This window comes from Pseudarthrobacter sp. B907 (genome assembly GCF_040137805.1).
Taxonomy (GTDB): domain Bacteria; phylum Actinomycetota; class Actinomycetes; order Actinomycetales; family Micrococcaceae; genus Arthrobacter.
Window position 1 is genome coordinate 47,301 of the sequence record NZ_JBEEQE010000012.1, and the last position, 16,202, is coordinate 63,502.

Sequence of the window (16,202 nt, forward strand, 5' to 3'; positions counted from 1 at the left end):
GCCCCGGAGCTGTCCTAGCGGCCGGTGCCGCCGTACACCGTTGCCTCGTCGTCGCTGTCCAGGTCGAACGCCCTGTGGATGGCGCGGACGGCGTCGTCGAGCAGGTCGGCGTGGGTCACCACCGAGATGCGGATTTCCGAGGTGGAGATCATGTTGATGTTGATGCCGGCCTCGGAAAGCGCGGCGAAAAACCGTGCCGAGACGCCCGGGTGGGAGCGCATGCCGGCGCCGATCAGGGAGAGCTTGCCGATCTTCTCGTTGTATTCGATGTTCTCGAAGCCGATCTCGTCCTGGGCGGCGCGGAGGGCTGCGAGGGCGTCGGCGCCTTCGACGATGGGCAGGGTGAAGGAGATGTCCGTCCGACCGGTGCCGTGGGTGGAGACGTTCTGGACGATCATGTCGATGTTGGAGTGCGCATCGGCGATGACCTGGAAGATCGCCGCGGCTTTGCCGGGGATGTCCGGGACGCCCACCACCGTGACCTTGGCTTCGGAACGGTCATGTGCAACGCCGGAGATGATTGGCTGCTCCAAGGCAACTCCCTCTTGAATCGTGATCTTGTCATCGGCGCTGGGCAGGACCCAGGTGCCTTCGTTCTGGCTGAAAGAGGACCGGACGTGCAGCGGCACCCCGAAGCGGCGCGCGTATTCCACGCAACGCAGGTGCAGGATCTTGGCGCCGGAGGCCGCGAGCTCGAGCATTTCCTCGCTGGAGATACGGTCGATCTTCCGGGCGGAAGGGACAACGCGGGGGTCGGCGGTGTAGATCCCGTCGACATCGGTGAAGATCTCGCAGACATCGGCGCTGAGGGCAGCGGCCAGGGCCACCGCCGTCGTGTCCGAACCGCCCCGGCCCAGGGTGGTGATCTCGTTAGTGGTCCGGCTCATGCCCTGGAAGCCGGCCACAATCGCGATGTGTCCCTTGTCCAGGGCCGTGCGGATCCGGTGCGGGTCGACGTCGATGATCCGCGCCTTGCCATGGATGCCGTCGGTGATCATGCCGGCCTGGGAACCGGTGAACGACTGGGCGGAGGCGCCGTACTTGTTGATCGCCATTGCCAGCAGGGCCATGGAGATACGCTCACCGGCGGAGAGGAGCATGTCCATTTCCCGGGCCGGGGCCGAGTCGGTCACCTGGCCGGCCAGGTCAAGGAGTTCGTCGGTGGTGTCGCCCATGGCCGAGACCACGACGACGACTTCGTCGCCGGCGTTGTGGGCGTCCACAACGCGCCGGGCGACCCGCTTGATGCCCTCGGCGTCGGCCACGGAGGAACCGCCGAACTTCTTCACAACGAGGTGCTTGGTGACAGCGGGAACCGCGGGCAGCACCTGAGGCTGCGGTCCGGGGTGGACTTCGGTCGTGGGCAAACTCATGCGCGCACCCTCACTGGATCATCGGGGTTCTGGGCGAAGCTACTACTCGGCGCGGCCAAACGGCACGACGGCGGCTTCTTAGCCAAGTTTATCGCCGGTAGTGGCCCGGCGTTGAATTGTGACCGGACGGTGGTGCTGGCTGGGGGCGGCGGGGTGGGCTGGCTGGCTGGCTTGCTCCGGACTCCGGGCTCCGGGGCGGGGCTGGCTGAGTGTGCGGGCTTGGGCAGACGGACTACGTACGGACATGCCCAGTCCTCGCAACGGGGAATGGACATAGTGCCAATATGTCCATTCTTGGGCGGACCGGTTGGGCATGCCCTGCGGGGACGTTGCACATGTCCAATCCTGGGCGGACCGGACGGGCATGACCGGCGGGCATGCGGCGCAGGCGCCATTCGGGTCGCGGGCCGGACGTGCCAGCCCGGTTATTCGGGCCGGTCGAGCCGGTAGCGCCAGGACGGGAGGCTCTTTCCGGCCCTGTCCTCGGCCGCGGTGAAGTAGTGGTCCTGCCGGAACCCCAGGCTTTCGAGCAGCCTGCGCGAGGGCAGGTTCGGTTCGTAAACGCCCGCGAAGACGGTCCGGCTTCCGCGGGCGCTGAACAACCACTCCACCAGGGCCGCGGCGGCTTCCCGGCCGAGGCCCCGGCCGTGGTGGTCCGGGTGCAGGATGTAGCCGAGGCTCGCCGCGTGCGCCGGGACCCGGCCGGGCGCAGGGGGTGCGTCGGAGTTCCACGTCCGGGCGTCGCCGATCACCTCGCCGGTGGACTGGAGCTGGATGACCCAGCCGAAGTTGAACCACTCCGGGGTGGACGCGGCCGATGCCGCCAGCACCTTCCGCACCCGGGCCGTGTTCTCCTCCGCGCTGAGTGCCGTGTGGGAGAGGTACCGCACGGCTTCCGGGTCGCCGCGGAACGGCAGGACGGCTGCATCGTCGTCGGCGGTCAACGGCCGCACGATCAGGCGTTCGGTGCGCAGGGGCGCGGGGACGCCGCGGAGTACCGTCACTAAGCGTCAGCTCAGGGCGTTGCGGCGACCCTCGAAGGCGCGGCCCAGGGTCACTTCGTCGGCGTACTCGAGGTCTCCGCCGACGGGAAGCCCGGATGCGAGCCGGGTGACGGCGATGCCGATGGACTTGAGCATCCGAGCGAGGTAGGTGGCGGTCGCCTCGCCCTCAAGGTTGGGGTCGGTGGCGATGATGATTTCCTGGATGGCGCCGTCGTTAAGCCGCGTGAGCAGCTCCCGGATCCGCAGCTGTTCCGGGCCGATCCCGGCAATCGGATTAATGGCGCCGCCGAGCACGTGGTACCGGCCGCGGAACGACCGCGTGCGCTCCACCGCCAGGACGTCCTTGGACTCCTCCACAACGCAGATCACCGAGGGGTCGCGGCGCGGGTCCCGGCAGATGTTGCACAGTTCCTGCTCGGTGACGTTGCCGCAGACGGTGCAGAACTTCACCCGCTCCTTGACCGTGGTGATGGCCTCAACCAAGCGCTTCATATCCTGCGGGTCGGCTTCGAGGATGTGGAAGGCCAGCCGCTGGGCCGACTTGGGCCCGACGCCGGGGAGGCGGCCGAGCTCATCGATCAGCTCCTGAACTGCACCTTCGTACACAATGTCCTCGTTCGTTTGGGGGAGTAGCGGGCCGTGGGGGCCGCCAAAAGGCTAGAAGCGCGGCGCCAGCGGGCTTCCGTCCAGCGAACGTTCCTCAAGCAGCTTCCCGCCCAGAATACGCTCGACGGCGGCGCGGCCGAAGACGCCCGATTCCTCGATCGTCTCGTCGTCAGCGCTGGGCACGTCCTGTTCGTAGCTCGTGGCGGCGACGGTGGCGCGGGCGGGTGCCTTGGCCCGCCCGGCCTCCGCCTCGGGGCTGTTGGACAGTCGCTGGTAGAGACTCTGCCGCGCGGACGCAGCCGGCGCGCCGACCGGAGCCGTGGCCACCACCGGGGAGGCTGCCGCCGTGATGACGGCGGACACGGCGGCAGCCGGGACGGGCTGCGGCGCGGGCGTACGCTGCGTGGCACCGGCATGACCTGATCCGCCCGGGACGGCGCCGACAGGCTCCGGAATCTGCGCAGCCGCAGGTTCGTAATGCGGCGACTCCGGCTCCGCACTGCGCTGCGCGGGCTGCGGAGCGGCCTGCTGGGTGGCCTCCTGTGTGGCCTCCGGGACGGAGTGCCGCCCCACGTTCAGTTCTGTGCCGACGCTCCAGACCCCGGGGGACTGCTCGACGGCGCGTGCCCACGGGTCAGCGGAGGTATCCGGGGCGGACGCGATGTCGGCCGGTGCGGGCGCTGTGCCTGCCGCGCTGCTGCCGGAGCGGGCACGTGGCGCGGTACGCCCGGGCGTGGACGGTGCGGACGCCGCGGGGCGGACAGTGGACGAAGGCCGGACTGACGCCGCGGCCTGGGGGTCCCAGTCCATCGGCGGCACCTCGTCCAGGGGAGGCGCGTCTTCGTCCCGCGGCGGCCCCCAGTCGTCATCAGGGTAGGAGTACGAACCGCCTGCGTCCGGATCCGCGCCTCCGGACGCCGCGGCGGGCTGGGGTGCGGGCTGCGGCGCCGGCTCCGGTACCGGGGCGGCCGACGTCGCAGCCGAAGCGGGCGTAGGGCTCGCGTCTCTTCCGGCCGCCACCGGGGCTGCCGGCGCGCCGGGCATGGCTGGGGCCAGGCCCCACGCAACATCCGCCTCCGTGGCCGGGCCGTCCTCCCGGCTAGCACGCGCTTTTGGGTTTGGCTCAGAGCTCGCTGCGCTGTTGGTTCCGCCGGCCACGGCCGTGATCTGGCAGTCGATGCCGATCGTTTTGTGGATCGCCTGACGCAGGTTCTCGGCGTGGTCCGCGCGGCCAAAGGCGCCCGCGAGCCCGGAAGTGGTGAAGGACAGTGTCAGTTCCTGGCCCTCGAAGTGTCCGACCTGCGCGTTGGGTTCGACGAGTGCCCACGTGCTGCGCTTGATCTTTGTCAGGGTCTGCAGGATCTCGGGCCAGGCGCGGCGGAGGACCTCGACGTCGGGGCCGGAGCCGGCAGGTGCGGCGGCTGCCGGGGCAACGGGTGCGGCGGCTGCCGGGGCGGGTGCCGTTGCGGGCGCGGCGGCGGGGGCGTCTGCTCGGCCGTCGGCCGCCGGACGCGCGGTCTGCACCGAGGGTGCCGGGGTGGTCGTGGCCGCGTCCGCCGGCGCGGAAGCGCGCGGCGCCTGCTCGGGGCGGCTTACCTCGCCGGGTGGGGCCGCGGGTGCCGAAACCGGGGCGGGAGCCGCGGCCGGCGCGGAAGGGGCTGGTCCCGCGGCGGGTGCGCCGACGTCGTTCCCGGCGTAGTTCAGGCGCCGCTCCACCCGGTCGATGCGGGCGGCGATGCCGCGTTCGGTCTGCTCCGAGCTGGGCAGCAGGATGCGGGCGCAGAGCAGCTCAAGGTGCAGGCGCGGGGACGTCGCACCGGTCATCTCGGTCAGGGCGGTGTTGGTTACGTCGGCCGCGCGGGAGAGTTCGGACGCGCCGAGGTTGTGGGCCTGGTTCTGCATCCGCGCGATCTGGTCCGCGGGCATGCCGCGGAGGATCGACTGGGCGCTCTCCGGCATGGCCTGCACGATGATCAGGTCCCGGAAGCGCTCCAGCAGGTCCTCGACGAAGCGGCGGGGATCGTGGCCGGTCTGGATGACGCGGTCCACGGCGCGGAACACCGTGGCGGCGTCGGAGGCGGCCACGGCCTCGACGACGTCGTCGAGCAGGGAGGCGTGGGTGTAACCCAGCAGGGCCACGGCCAGTTCGTAGTCCAGTCCGTTCGCGCCCGCGCCGGCCATGAGTTGGTCCAGCACGGAGAGCGAGTCGCGCACAGAGCCGCCGCCGGCGCGGATGACGAGCGAGAGCACGCCGGGAGCCACGGGGACGTTCTCCTGCTTGCAGAGCAGTTCAAGGTACGCCATGAGGGGTTCCGGCGGGACCAGTCGGAACGGGTAGTGGTGGGTGCGGGACCGGATGGTGCCGATCACCTTGTCCGGTTCCGTGGTGGCGAAGATGAACTTGATGTGTTCCGGCGGCTCTTCGACGATTTTGAGCAGCGCGTTGAAGCCGGCCGAAGTGACCATGTGGGCTTCGTCAATGATGAAGATCTTGTAGCGGTCGCGGACCGGGGCGTAGGTGGCGCGTTCGCGCAGGTCGCGGGCGTCGTCCACACCGCCGTGGCTGGCGGCGTCGATCTCGATCACGTCGAGCGAGCCCGCACCGCCGCGGGCGAGTTCAACGCAGCTGGGGCAGACGCCGCAGGGGGTGTCCGTGGGGCCCTCGGCGCAGTTCAGGCAGCGCGCCAGGATGCGGGCGGAGGTGGTTTTGCCGCAGCCGCGGGGGCCGGAGAAGAGGTAGGCGTGGTTGACGCGGTTCTTCCGCAGGGCCGTCATCAGCGGGTCGGTGACGTGTTCCTGCCCGATAACGTCCGCGAACGAATCGGGGCGGTATCTGCGGTAAAGAGCGGTAGTAACAGTCACAGCTAAACCCTACCAATCGGCTCAGACATAAAAGACCCCCCATGCACCCGCCAGAGCCCATTTACCCTTGCTACCTTCCGGTCCTGGGGGAGTTCAACAGGATGACGCCACATGAGGGGCCGACGACTACTTTACCCGACGATCGGGTGTGCCCCGAATCCGGCTCATTGGGCTTGGGTGGCCCGACGGGCATGCCCATCCTTCGGGGAGGCTGGCCGGACGGCGAAGGGTTGGGCATACCCATTCCTCGAGCCGTGGAGTGGGCAGATTGGGGCTATGTCCAACCTGTGCCGTGAGCGCCGGACATGTCCATCCCGCGTCGGAGTGTGGCCGGGACGGGAAGGGTTGGGCATGCCCATTCTTCGAGCCGTGGAGTGGGCATATGCCGATTATGTCCAATGTCCGCCGTGAGCGCTGGACATGTCCGGTGGCGGCGGGCCGGAGGGCTGAATTGGGCGAAGCCGGGAATGTCAGGTAGTCTAGTATCTGCTTTTGATTCAGAAGCTACTGGAGAATTCGCCTAGCGGCCTATGGCGCACGCCTGGAACGCGTGTTGGGTTAACGCCCTCGGGGGTTCAAATCCCCCATTCTCCGCGCTTGGCCCCGGTCCCTTGGACCGGGGCCTTTTTGCTTAACCCCGAATGCGCTACGGATTCGGACCCACGCGGCCCGGATCCGGGGAGCGCCCGTCTGAAACCGCAGCGGAAACCCCGCCGCCGCCACCGGAGCAGGCCGGGCCAACCCCGGTTAGCCTCGCCCCGGTTAGCCTGGCCAGGCCCGCCACGCCCGGCTAACCTGCCTAGCTAACCCCGGTACCCCAGGCGGCGAAGCCGTTGGCGGGCGGCCTGTTCGCTGGGGCCAACCCTGCCCAGGGCAAGATGGACGACGCCGAGCGTGACCTTCGTCGCCAGCTTTACCGGCAGCGGGAATGGCCCCAGCCGTGCGGGCCGCAGCCCCAGCATGTCCCGGTATTTGGGCTCGATGCTGGCCACCGCCGCCGCGAATAGTACCCGGTATCCGGGCCTGAGGACCGGGTGAAGCGGGGGATCGCGGATGAAGGCCACGGTTTCAGCGACCTTGTCGCCGGAACTCAGTTCGCCGTCGTCGTACCAGCGTTCGAGCTGCCGGCGCATCTCCGCTTCGCTCAGCGGCGGTGACTCGACCCCCATCAGTCTTCCCGCCTGCGCCCATTCGCGCACATAGGCGTCCGGGCCGCCCGGGATCGGCCTTCCCCAGAGCTTGTGCGCGGACAGGAAGGCATCGGTGAAGGCGATGTGCACCCAGCGGAGCAGTTCCGGGTCGTTCGCCGCGTAGGGCCGGCGCACCCCGTGGCCGTCGAGGTAGTCCCCGCGCACCGACTCGTGCACACGCAGCACCCAGCCGGAGGCGGCACGGGCCGCATCGGTGGACCCGTAGGTGACGGTGAAGATCCACCGGATGGTCCCGGCGAGTCGGCCCAACGGGTCTTCGCGGAAGCGGGAATGGTCGTGCACACCGGCCAGCGCGCCGGGGTGCAGCGCCTGCATCAGCAGTGCACGGATGCCGGCGACAATCGTTGGCATGTCCCCGTGCACGGCCCAGACGGCGGAGCCGGGAAGGTGATAGCCGGCGTCGTCGCCGTCGGCCAGCCGCGGCACCCATTCCGGCACTGCATCCCTGGTCCCGGTGAACGTCTGCTTGAGCTCGGCCTGCCACTGCCTGAGGACATTGCGCATACTCCTATTCTTACCCGCCCCGGGCCGGGGTCCTACGCGCTTGCCTGCGGGGCGCTACTGGGACAGCACCCAAGTCGCCGAACGGCGACCGGAAGATGCCGCGGAGTCGCCGGAAACCGAGGATTTCGGAGGTTCACAGACCCGGTCGATTGTGGTCCCATAGGAGGGTGAGCCCGTCGAGATTGGGGTCTGGCGGACAGAATGCAGGAGTCACGTCGTGGGAAAACACTGGGGAAACTCAACGAGTGAGCTGTCCAAAACTGCAAGGGTAGTCCGCCGCGCCCTCGCGGCGACAACAGGCCTTAGCCTGGCCGTGCTTGTCTTTGGTTCCCCCGCGCCAGCTGGAACCTCCGCGCGGGTAGCGCCGCAGCCGACGATGGCCACGGGGTCGGTGGGACCGGGACTCCTGGAGCCCGGGAGTACCGCGCCGGAGGTGCGGGCGCCTGCCCCGGCTGCTCCCGATGCGTTGACCGCGGACGCCCGCGCCCTCGTTTCCTTCGCCCGGACCGCGGTGCAGACTGCGTCCAAGGAAGGCAAGGTCGAGCTCCGTGTGGCCTCGGCTGGTCTGTCGCGTCCGCCCAAAGGCTTCCTGATGGCTCCGCTCGAAGTGCTCGTGGAATCGTCCCCGTTCGGCCTGCGCACCAGTCCGCTGACCGGAACCGCCGGGGAATTCCACTGGGGCCAGGACTTTGCCGCCCCATGCGGAACCCTGGTGTATTCGGCCGACGCCGGGGTGGTCCGGGCGGTCGGATGGCATCCCTGGGGTGGCGGAAACCGGGTGGAAATCGACCACGGCAACGGCCTGATCACCACGTACAACCATCTGGAAGGCATCGCCGTGAAGAAGGGCGAATCGGTGGGGGTGGACGAGGTCATTGCCAAGGTCGGCACAACCGGCTCCTCAACCGGCTGCCACCTCCACTTCGAAACGATCGTGAACGGCTCGCACACCAACCCGCTGGACTGGCAGTTCCTGCCCACCCGCCAGGTGGACCGGCTCGATGACATCCAGATGGTCAGCTACAGCCCGAACGCCGGCACCACGGACAGCACCGGTACGGACTGGGCGGTCCCCGTCACCGAAAACCGTCCCCGCGCAGTGACCGGCGGGGTGCAGGAGTCACCGGTTTCCGCGGTCAAGGGATCGACGACGACGGCCCCGCTGGCGGGAACCACGCCGACGCCGACTGCCACAAACGCGACCCCCAGGCCGACCGAGACCGCGACGCCCACCGCGACGCCGACGCCGACCGAGACCGCGACGCCCACCGTCACGCCGACGCCGACCGAGACCGCGACGCCCACTGTCACGCCGACGCCGACCGAGACCGCGACGACAACGCCCACCCCGACGGTTGCGGCGCCCGCCGCCACCGTCACGCCGGTGCCCATGCCGGTGCCGACGCCGACAGTGACCGAACCGTCGTCGGCCCCCGCCGCCGCGGTGACGCAGCCGGCCACCGCGCCGGCCACCGCGCCCTCCACCGCGCCCTCCACAGCGCCCGCGACCGCGCCGGCGCCGACCGTGACGGCGACCCCGCAGGAGACGGCCGCGACGGAGCCGACAGCATCCCTGGCGCCCACCGCCCCGCCGACGCCGTAACCAGGCCGAAATCCGCGGCAGCGCGCGGACCCATACGGGGGCGCCCCGGCGTCGAATCACAGGGTGAACTGCCCCCTGCACCCGAACCCGCGAGGAATCTCCCCATGACAGCCCTGCACTCCATCCCGCTGACCCTCAACGACGGCACCGAAACGGACTTTGGCCGTTTCCGGGGCCAGGTGGTGCTGGTGGTTAACGTGGCCTCCCAGTGCGGCTTTACGCCGCAGTACGCCGGCCTGGAGGCCCTCCACAACAAGTTCCGCGAGGAAGGTTTCACGGTTCTCGGCGTCCCCTGCAACCAGTTCGCCGGGCAGGAGCCGGGCGCGGACGACGAGATCGCGGAGTTCTGCCAGCGCAACTTCGGGGTGACGTTCCCGCTTACCACCAAGGCGGACGTCCGGGGCCGGCGCCAGCACCCGCTCTACGCCCGGCTGACCAAGTTCAAGAACGGCCTGCTGCCGGGGCTGGTGAAGTGGAACTTCGAAAAGTTCCTGGTCAACCGCGACGGCGAGATCGTCGCCCGCTTCGCCCCCACCGTCGAGCCCGACTCGCCGGAGGTCATCGAGGCGGTCCGGCAGGCCCTCGCCTGAGCCCCGCCTGAGCATCCCCCTGCCCCGCCTGGCGGCGCTTCCGGTAAGACCGCCGGAAGCGCAAGGGGACAACGGACCCTATTTGTAAGCATGCTTGCGGCCTAGACTGACGAAACCCTCCAACATTCCGGCCTCACCCGCGGCGCGAACGCGTCCGCCCGTTGGCAGCGCAGCCGACGCAGGCCCGTGGAGGGCGCATCAGCAAGCTTCGTGAATCACAACTGGGCACTCAGCATTGGGGTCCGTGAAACCAGGAGGAAAGTGATGACAGGAAACAAAGCCGTTGCCTACAAGGGGCCAGGAAAAGTCGAACTGATCGACATCGACTACCCCACCTTCGAGCTCAAAGACGGCCCGGGGGTCAACCCCGCCAACGTGGGCCGTTCGGTACGCCATGGCGTAATCCTCAAAACCGTTGCCACGAACATCTGCGGCTCGGACCAGCACATGGTCCGCGGCCGTACCACCGCCCCTACCGACCTGGTGCTCGGCCACGAAATCACCGGCGAGGTCGTGGAAGTGGGCCCGGACGTCGAATTCATCAAGGTGGGGGACATCTGTTCCGTCCCCTTCAACATCGCCTGTGGACGCTGCCGGAACTGCAAGGAGCGCAAGACCGGCATCTGCCTGAACGTCAACCCCGACCGCCCGGGAAGCGCCTACGGGTACGTGGACATGGGCGGCTGGGTCGGCGGCCAGGCCAACTACGTGCTGGTCCCTTATGCGGATTGGAACCTGCTGAAGTTCCCGGACCGGGACCAGGCCCTCGAGAAGATCATGGACCTGACCATGCTCTCGGATATCTTCCCCACCGGCTTCCACGGCGCCGTCACTGCCGGCGTCGGCGTCGGTTCCACTGTTTATGTTGCCGGGGCCGGCCCGGTTGGGCTGGCGGCCGCAACAAGCGCGCAGCTGCTGGGCGCTGCCGTCGTCATTGTCGGTGACATGAACGAGGACCGGCTGAAGCAGGCACGCAGCTTCGGGTGCGAGACGGTCGACTTGTCCAAGGGCGGCCCGGCCGACCAGATCGAGCAAATCCTCGGCGTGCCCGAGGTCGACTGCGGCGTGGACGCCGTCGGCTTCGAGGCCAAGGGCCACGGCCACGATGCCAAGGAGGCGCCGGCGACGGTGCTGAACTCCCTGATGGAACTCACCGCGGCGGGCGGCGCGCTCGGCATTCCCGGGCTCTACGTCACCGGCGACCCGGGCGGGGTGGACGAGGCGGCCAAGAAGGGTGCCCTCTCGCTCAGCCTGGGCACCGGCTGGGCTAAATCGCTGAGCTTCACCACGGGGCAGTGCCCGGTGATGAAGTACAACCGCGGGTTGATGATGGCGATCCTGCACGACAGGGTCCACATCGCCAAAAACGTCAATGCCAAGTCGATCACCCTGGAGGACGCTCCGAAGGGCTACGCCGAGTTCGACGCTGGCGCCGCAACGAAGTATGTGCTCAATCCGAACGGCTACCTGAGCTAGCCGCCAACCGACCGAGTAATCCACTTTCCGGCGGACACCAACCTACATATGCCAGAGTAGGTATGTGTCCGCCGGAACACCCGATTATTGCCTTTTTCCAAACATGCCTACTTGAGTTTGCACATTGCTGGCCGAATGTCTGGTTGGATAGATATTACTGAGAGGGACGCTGGAGACATCTGCCTCCAGCCAACCAGGAAGGTTGCAATGGAGCTCATCGAGGCCGAGCACCCCCGGCCACGGCATTTCCTACTCCACTTGAGCGATCCGCATTTGCTGGGAGGCCCGGATCCTCTGCACGGTGTGGTGGATAGCGACTCCCGGCTCAGACAACTTTTCGACCAGGTCCGCGCCTCCGGCGCGCGCCCCGAAGCCGTCGTGTTCACCGGCGATCTGGCCGACCGCGGCGAAGCGGAGGCGTATGCGAAGCTCCGCACCATCGTGGACCCGGCCTGCAAGGCAATGGGCGCCAAGGTCATCTGGGCGATGGGCAACCACGACGACCGGGCCAACTTCCGCACCGGGCTCCTGGACCAGCCGGCCGACGACGCCCCCGTGGACCACAGCTACTTCATCGACGGCCTGCGGATCATCACCCTGGACACCTCGGTGCCGGGCTTCCACCACGGTGAGCTGAGCCCGGCGCAGCTGGAATGGCTCGCCGCGGAACTCGCCACCCCGGCGCCCGACGGAACCATCCTGGCCCTGCACCACCCGCCGGTGCCCTCCGTGCTGGACCTGGCCGTGCTGGTTGAACTCCGCGGCCAATCGGCGCTCGCCGGCGTGCTCCGCAACTCCGACGTGCGCACCATCCTGGGCGGCCACCTGCACTATTCGACGTCGGCCACCTTCGCCGGCATCCCCGTCTCGGTTGCGTCGGCCACCTGCTACACCCAGGACCTGAATGTGCCCGTGGGCGGAAGCCGGGGCCGGGACAGCGGGCAGTCCTTCAACCTGGTCCACGTCTACGAGCACACGATTGTGCATTCCGTGGTGCAAGTCGGGGACACCCTGCCGGCGGTGGGCGAGTTCGTTACCGCGGAGGAAACCCAGCGGCGGATTGCCGCCGCAGGCATCCGGATCCCGGCCCAGGCGCGGCCGGAGGACCCGGCGAAGGCATCCCGGGACCGCCGGATGACGACGCTCAACTAGCCGCCCGCCTATCCCGCCGCAACGGTTCCCGCTGTGAGGGGCAGCGCTGTGACAGGCCGCGCCGCTACTTTTCCCAGGGCGCCTTGATCGGGAAGTACTTCTCCAGGAACTCCGTCACGAGTTCGGCGCGCTCCTGGGCCGGTACCTCCGGGAAACTTCCGTCGTTGAGGCAGAAGAAGTCCATGTTCCGCTTCGAGAGCAGCTTGGGCAGGTAGTTCAGGCCGGCCCGCGCCGTGGTGTCCACGTACCTCACCTTCGCCGCCGTCTGGGTCACGGCCCGGCCGGTCAGCAGCGCGTAGTAGTGGTAGAACGAATTCGTCACCGAGATGTTGTCCGCGCCGCGGAACCTGCTGGCCGCCGTCTTCGCGAACTCGTCCGGGAACTCCTGCTCCATCCGGGCCACCACGCTGCGCCGGAGCGGCGCGGCGGTGTGTTCGAGGTGGCGGGTGGTGATCCGGCCAAAACGGTCCCAGAGCAGCTTCCGGTTCACCCGCGCGGCGTTTTCGAAGCCGCTGCGCTCCGCGGCGTTGTCGCCGAGGCCGATGCGCGTTTCCGCCTCGATGAACTTGGTGATCCCGCCCGGGGTGAAGAACATGTCCGGCCGCACGGCACGGCCAAAGAACATGTCGTCATTGGAATACAGGAAATGTTCGGACAGGCCCTCGATGTGGTGGAGCTGGGACTCAACCGCCTGGGAATTGTGCGTCGGCAGCACCGAAGGATCGGCGAAGAACTCCTCGCTGCGCACGATCGTGACGCTCGGGTGGTCCGCGAGCCAGGACGGGGCGGGGGAGTCCGTGGCGATGAAGATCCGCCGGATCCACGGCGCGAACATGTAGACCGAGCGCAGCGCGTACTTCAGCTCGTTGATCTGGCGGAAGCGGGCCTCGTGGTCATCGCCCTCGCCCACGGTGACGCCCGCCATCCGGGCCCGGCGGGCGGCGATGTACTCGGGGGAGCTGCCGTCGACCCACGAGAACACCAGATCGATATCGAAGTTGATGTCGCTGGCATGGTCGGCGAACATGTTCTCGATGGTGGGCCACGTGTGGCCGTAGCGTTCCACGGTGCCGCGGACCGCGTCCTGGGCCAGCAGGGTGCGCCGGGTCAGCGAGTTTTCGATCGGCAGGATCAGCTGGTCGCCCTCGAAGCTCCAGAGCTCAAGCTGGACCCCGGCCGAGGCGCCGAACTCGAGGCCCCCCTCCGGTTCCACCCGGGGCCGGTACAGGCGGAAGATGCGGCCCTGGCGGTTCGGCGACAGCTCTCCGTCGGCCACCAGCACCGAGGACTTCTTCTTGGCGTCCACGGTCATGGAGTAGAACGGCTCGTCCCGGCAGGCCTCGACCAGGGCGGCGCGCAGCTCCCGGCGGTTCTTCCAGTCCACCGCAATGACCGGACGGTCGTTGTTGCCGCGGACCAGCAGGTAGTCCAGGTTGGCCCCGGCCAGCACCGAGCGCAGGAACAACAGGTCCTCAACCATGGCCTGGTACGGCGTGCGGTTGTCATTGATCAGCGCATACCGGCCGTGCCGGCGCACCACGTCGGGGCGGGTGCGGAACCTGGCGACGGCGGCCGCCGAAGTGACCTCCGCGTGGGCGTGGTCCTCGTCGCCGGCCTGGCTGCCGTAGTAAATCTCGTCCTGGATCAATGCGTCTGAAATGTCGTTTCTCCGAGCTGTGGAAGGTGCGTGGATCTTTAACTGCATGATATCGCGGGGCACAAAAACGCCCGCTAAACCGGCGTCCCGGCCGAGAAAACCAGCCGGAAAATCAGCCGGCCAGGGCGGCGCGCCAGTGGTTTAGGAACGCCGCGCCGGCGTCGTCGTGGATGACCTCGGCGCCCAGGCCCAGGTCGGCGGCGGTCAGGACCGCGTAGGGCTTGACCGGAATGCCGTCGGCGGGACGGACGTCCACGTGCTTCACCGGGTGGTCGTTGTGGTGCAGCCAGTCGGCCATGGCGTAGTCCGTGCGCGAGTCGCCGACGGTCCGCCAGGCCTGCGGGGTGATGCCCTGGGCCGCCAGCAGCTCGACGGCGCGGCTGGCGCCCAGGTCCTTGCCCAGCCGGACGGATTCGATGTCGGTGGAGATGATGGTGGGGTCCACACGGTAGTCGACCTGGTCGTCGCTGTCCGGGGCGTGGTGGTCCAGCCGCACCACCCCCAGGCCGTGGCGGCGCATCAGGTCCATGGCGTCGGCGTCGAACAGTGCCTGTTCCTCGCGGTAGTCGGAGTTGGCGACGGCGACGTGCTGCTCCACGGAGACCATGGCCAGCTTGGTCTCGTCGTAGAACATGTGGCTGGCGTAGTCCTCCGCCACGAGCCGGCGCACGTCGTCGCCGAACGCGGTGGGGATGGCGAGGTCCCGGTCCACATGGACAGGGCCGGGCCCGGCGGCGGTATAGCTGAACCACACCGCGCCCTTCTCGCAGATGGCGTGGATGAGGAGCCCCGCCGGCATTCCGGCGGCGATCATCGGTTCCATCACCTGCTCGCGGATAAAGGCGTCCGAACGGCCGGTGTTGAAAATGACCGGAATCCCGGCGGACGCCAGGGCAAGGAGGTCCGCGATGATGCCGGGCTGGACGGTGCGGGTCTGCGGGCTCGCCACCGGACCGTCGACGTCGAGCAGCAGCGCCAGCGGCGGGGCCGAGGGCGGCAGGGCAGAGGTCTCGGGTGCAGTCATGCCCCCATTCTCTCAGCCGGGACGCCGGTTCGCCCCGGCCGTTACGGCAACGGAGTGACAAATGGTCACTGTTTGGCCACAACCTCCGGCGCCGTGGCCTCTGTGATTCCCCTGGCCAGGGATCTTCCATAGGCTTGCATGGTGATCTTTAAAGCTGTGGGCGAGGGACGCCCCTACCCCGACCATGGTTTCAACACGCCCAAGGACTGGGCGGCGCTGCCGCCGCGCCCGGTCCGGCTCGACGAACTCGTGACCACCAAGCGCACCCTCGACCTTGAGGCCCTGCTGGCCGAGGACTCGACCTTCTTCGGGGACCTGTTCCCGCACGTGGTGGAGTTCCGCGGCGTGCTCTATCTCGAGGACGGGCTGCACCGTGCAGTCCGCACCGCACTGCACCAGCGCACCGCGATCCACGCCCGCGTCCTGGTGATAAATGGCTAGGACGCCAAAGGACCCGACTGTCCTGCACGGGCACCACGTCATCACCGGCTCCGAGCTGCGGGCCACGTTCGTGGAGCAGGACGAGCTGGAAAACCCGGTGCGGATGCGACGGCGGATCCTGCACGGGGTGGTCCTGGTGCTCCTGGTTGGCCTGGTCACCGCCGCCATTGTGGTGGCCCTCGCCATCATGAACGGCCAAATCAAGATCCCGACGGCGGAACGAAGCCAGGCGGCCGCGTCGCAGTGCCCGGATGCGTCGTTCGACTACACACCGCACGAGAAGATCAACCTGAACGTCTACAACTCGACAAGCCGCCCGGGGCTGGCCCGGACGGTGGCCGATGAGTTTGTGGCCCGCAAGTTCGTGGTGGGTGCGGTGGGCAACACCCAGTCCGGTTACCGCGGGGTGGCGCTCGTGGTGTCCGGCGCCGCCGGCCAGTCCGCGGCGTTCAGCGTCCAGCGAAACCTTCCTGGCTCGGACTACGTCCAGGACGGCCGTAGCGACCCGAGCGTGGACGTCCTCATCACCGGCGACTTCAAGGACCTGGCCAAACCGGAACTCGTGGACCAGACGCCCGGCAAGCTCAGCTGCCCGCGGGAAACCCGCCGCGTCGTGGACGACCCCAAATGGCCGGTCGTGCCGACCCTCGTGCCGCCCAGCCCGAACCCCTGAGCCGCCGCCGCGCTGGCGGCTGAGCG

At 68.5% G+C, this 16,202-nt stretch carries 13 protein-coding genes, 1 tRNA gene and 1 other RNA gene; 7 read left to right on the forward strand and 8 right to left on the reverse strand.

Features of this window, described 5'->3' with window-relative positions; all coding sequences use genetic code 11:
- Positions 1-14 precede the first annotated feature (14 nt).
- The 5 genes from ABLI39_RS11685 to ffs all read right to left on the reverse strand — a co-directional run bounded on the left by ABLI39_RS11685 (position 15) and on the right by ffs (position 5,969).
- Positions 15-1,373, reverse strand: coding sequence for an aspartate kinase (locus ABLI39_RS11685; protein WP_349413596.1), 1,359 nt, complete (start codon positions 1,371-1,373; stop codon positions 15-17).
- A gap of 425 nt (positions 1,374-1,798) precedes the next feature.
- Positions 1,799-2,377: a GNAT family N-acetyltransferase gene (locus ABLI39_RS11690; RefSeq protein ID WP_349413598.1), complete on the reverse strand. Its 579-nt coding sequence runs from the start codon at positions 2,375-2,377 to the stop codon at positions 1,799-1,801.
- Between the two features lie 6 nt (positions 2,378-2,383).
- Positions 2,384-2,983 (reverse strand): recombination mediator RecR, encoded by a 600-nt coding sequence (gene recR / locus ABLI39_RS11695; RefSeq protein ID WP_146335883.1) that lies wholly within the window; start codon positions 2,981-2,983, stop codon positions 2,384-2,386.
- A gap of 51 nt (positions 2,984-3,034) precedes the next feature.
- The gene (locus ABLI39_RS11700; protein WP_349413600.1) at positions 3,035-5,845 is read right to left on the reverse strand and encodes a DNA polymerase III subunit gamma and tau; all 2,811 of its coding nucleotides are present in this window, start codon (positions 5,843-5,845) and stop codon (positions 3,035-3,037) included.
- Between the two features lie 27 nt (positions 5,846-5,872).
- Positions 5,873-5,969: signal recognition particle sRNA small type (gene ffs / locus ABLI39_RS11705), an RNA gene on the reverse strand.
- A 385-nt stretch (positions 5,970-6,354) separates the two neighbouring features.
- On the opposite strand from ffs, the gene ABLI39_RS11710 reads away from it, so the two are divergent.
- A tRNA-Ser gene (locus ABLI39_RS11710) sits at positions 6,355-6,439 on the forward strand.
- 209 nt (positions 6,440-6,648) lie between these two features.
- Here the strand turns inward: ABLI39_RS11710 and ABLI39_RS11715 are convergent.
- Positions 6,649-7,560, reverse strand: a complete 912-nt coding sequence (locus tag ABLI39_RS11715; protein ID WP_349413602.1) for an oxygenase MpaB family protein — start codon at positions 7,558-7,560, stop codon at positions 6,649-6,651.
- A 313-nt stretch (positions 7,561-7,873) separates the two neighbouring features.
- Here ABLI39_RS11715 and ABLI39_RS11720 point away from each other — a divergent pair, with 313 nt between their 5' ends.
- The 4 genes from ABLI39_RS11720 (at position 7,874) to ABLI39_RS11735 (ending at position 12,381) form a co-directional block, all read left to right on the forward strand.
- Positions 7,874-9,163 (forward strand): M23 family metallopeptidase, encoded by a 1,290-nt coding sequence (locus ABLI39_RS11720; protein ID WP_349413603.1) that lies wholly within the window; start codon positions 7,874-7,876, stop codon positions 9,161-9,163.
- 104 nt (positions 9,164-9,267) lie between these two features.
- The gene (locus ABLI39_RS11725) at positions 9,268-9,753 is read left to right on the forward strand and encodes a glutathione peroxidase (protein ID WP_349413604.1); all 486 of its coding nucleotides are present in this window, start codon (positions 9,268-9,270) and stop codon (positions 9,751-9,753) included.
- A gap of 264 nt (positions 9,754-10,017) precedes the next feature.
- Positions 10,018-11,229: a formaldehyde dehydrogenase, glutathione-independent gene (gene fdhA, locus ABLI39_RS11730; RefSeq protein WP_349413605.1), complete on the forward strand. Its 1,212-nt coding sequence runs from the start codon at positions 10,018-10,020 to the stop codon at positions 11,227-11,229.
- A 207-nt stretch (positions 11,230-11,436) separates the two neighbouring features.
- On the forward strand, positions 11,437-12,381 hold the full coding sequence (locus ABLI39_RS11735; RefSeq protein WP_349413606.1) for a phosphodiesterase: 945 nt from the start codon (positions 11,437-11,439) through the stop codon (positions 12,379-12,381).
- A gap of 64 nt (positions 12,382-12,445) precedes the next feature.
- On the opposite strand, the gene ABLI39_RS11740 is transcribed toward ABLI39_RS11735, so the two are convergent.
- Both ABLI39_RS11740 and ABLI39_RS11745 read right to left on the reverse strand, forming a co-directional pair.
- Entirely contained in the window at positions 12,446-14,086 is a 1,641-nt protein-coding gene (locus ABLI39_RS11740) for a stealth family protein (RefSeq protein WP_349413607.1), read from the reverse strand.
- A gap of 64 nt (positions 14,087-14,150) precedes the next feature.
- A complete protein-coding gene (locus ABLI39_RS11745; protein ID WP_349413608.1) occupies positions 14,151-15,062 on the reverse strand; it encodes a Cof-type HAD-IIB family hydrolase in 912 nt (303 codons plus the stop codon).
- Between the two features lie 141 nt (positions 15,063-15,203).
- On the opposite strand from ABLI39_RS11745, the gene ABLI39_RS11750 reads away from it, so the two are divergent.
- Together ABLI39_RS11750 and ABLI39_RS11755 are read left to right on the forward strand one after the other, a co-directional pair.
- Positions 15,204-15,503, forward strand: a complete 300-nt coding sequence (locus tag ABLI39_RS11750; protein ID WP_175322235.1) for a type II toxin-antitoxin system VapB family antitoxin — start codon at positions 15,204-15,206, stop codon at positions 15,501-15,503.
- Complete coding sequence (locus ABLI39_RS11755) at positions 15,496-16,176, forward strand: LytR C-terminal domain-containing protein (protein WP_349413609.1); 681 nt, start codon at positions 15,496-15,498, stop codon at positions 16,174-16,176. The genes ABLI39_RS11750 and ABLI39_RS11755 overlap by 8 nt, the downstream gene beginning before the upstream one ends.
- Positions 16,177-16,202 lie beyond the last annotated feature (26 nt).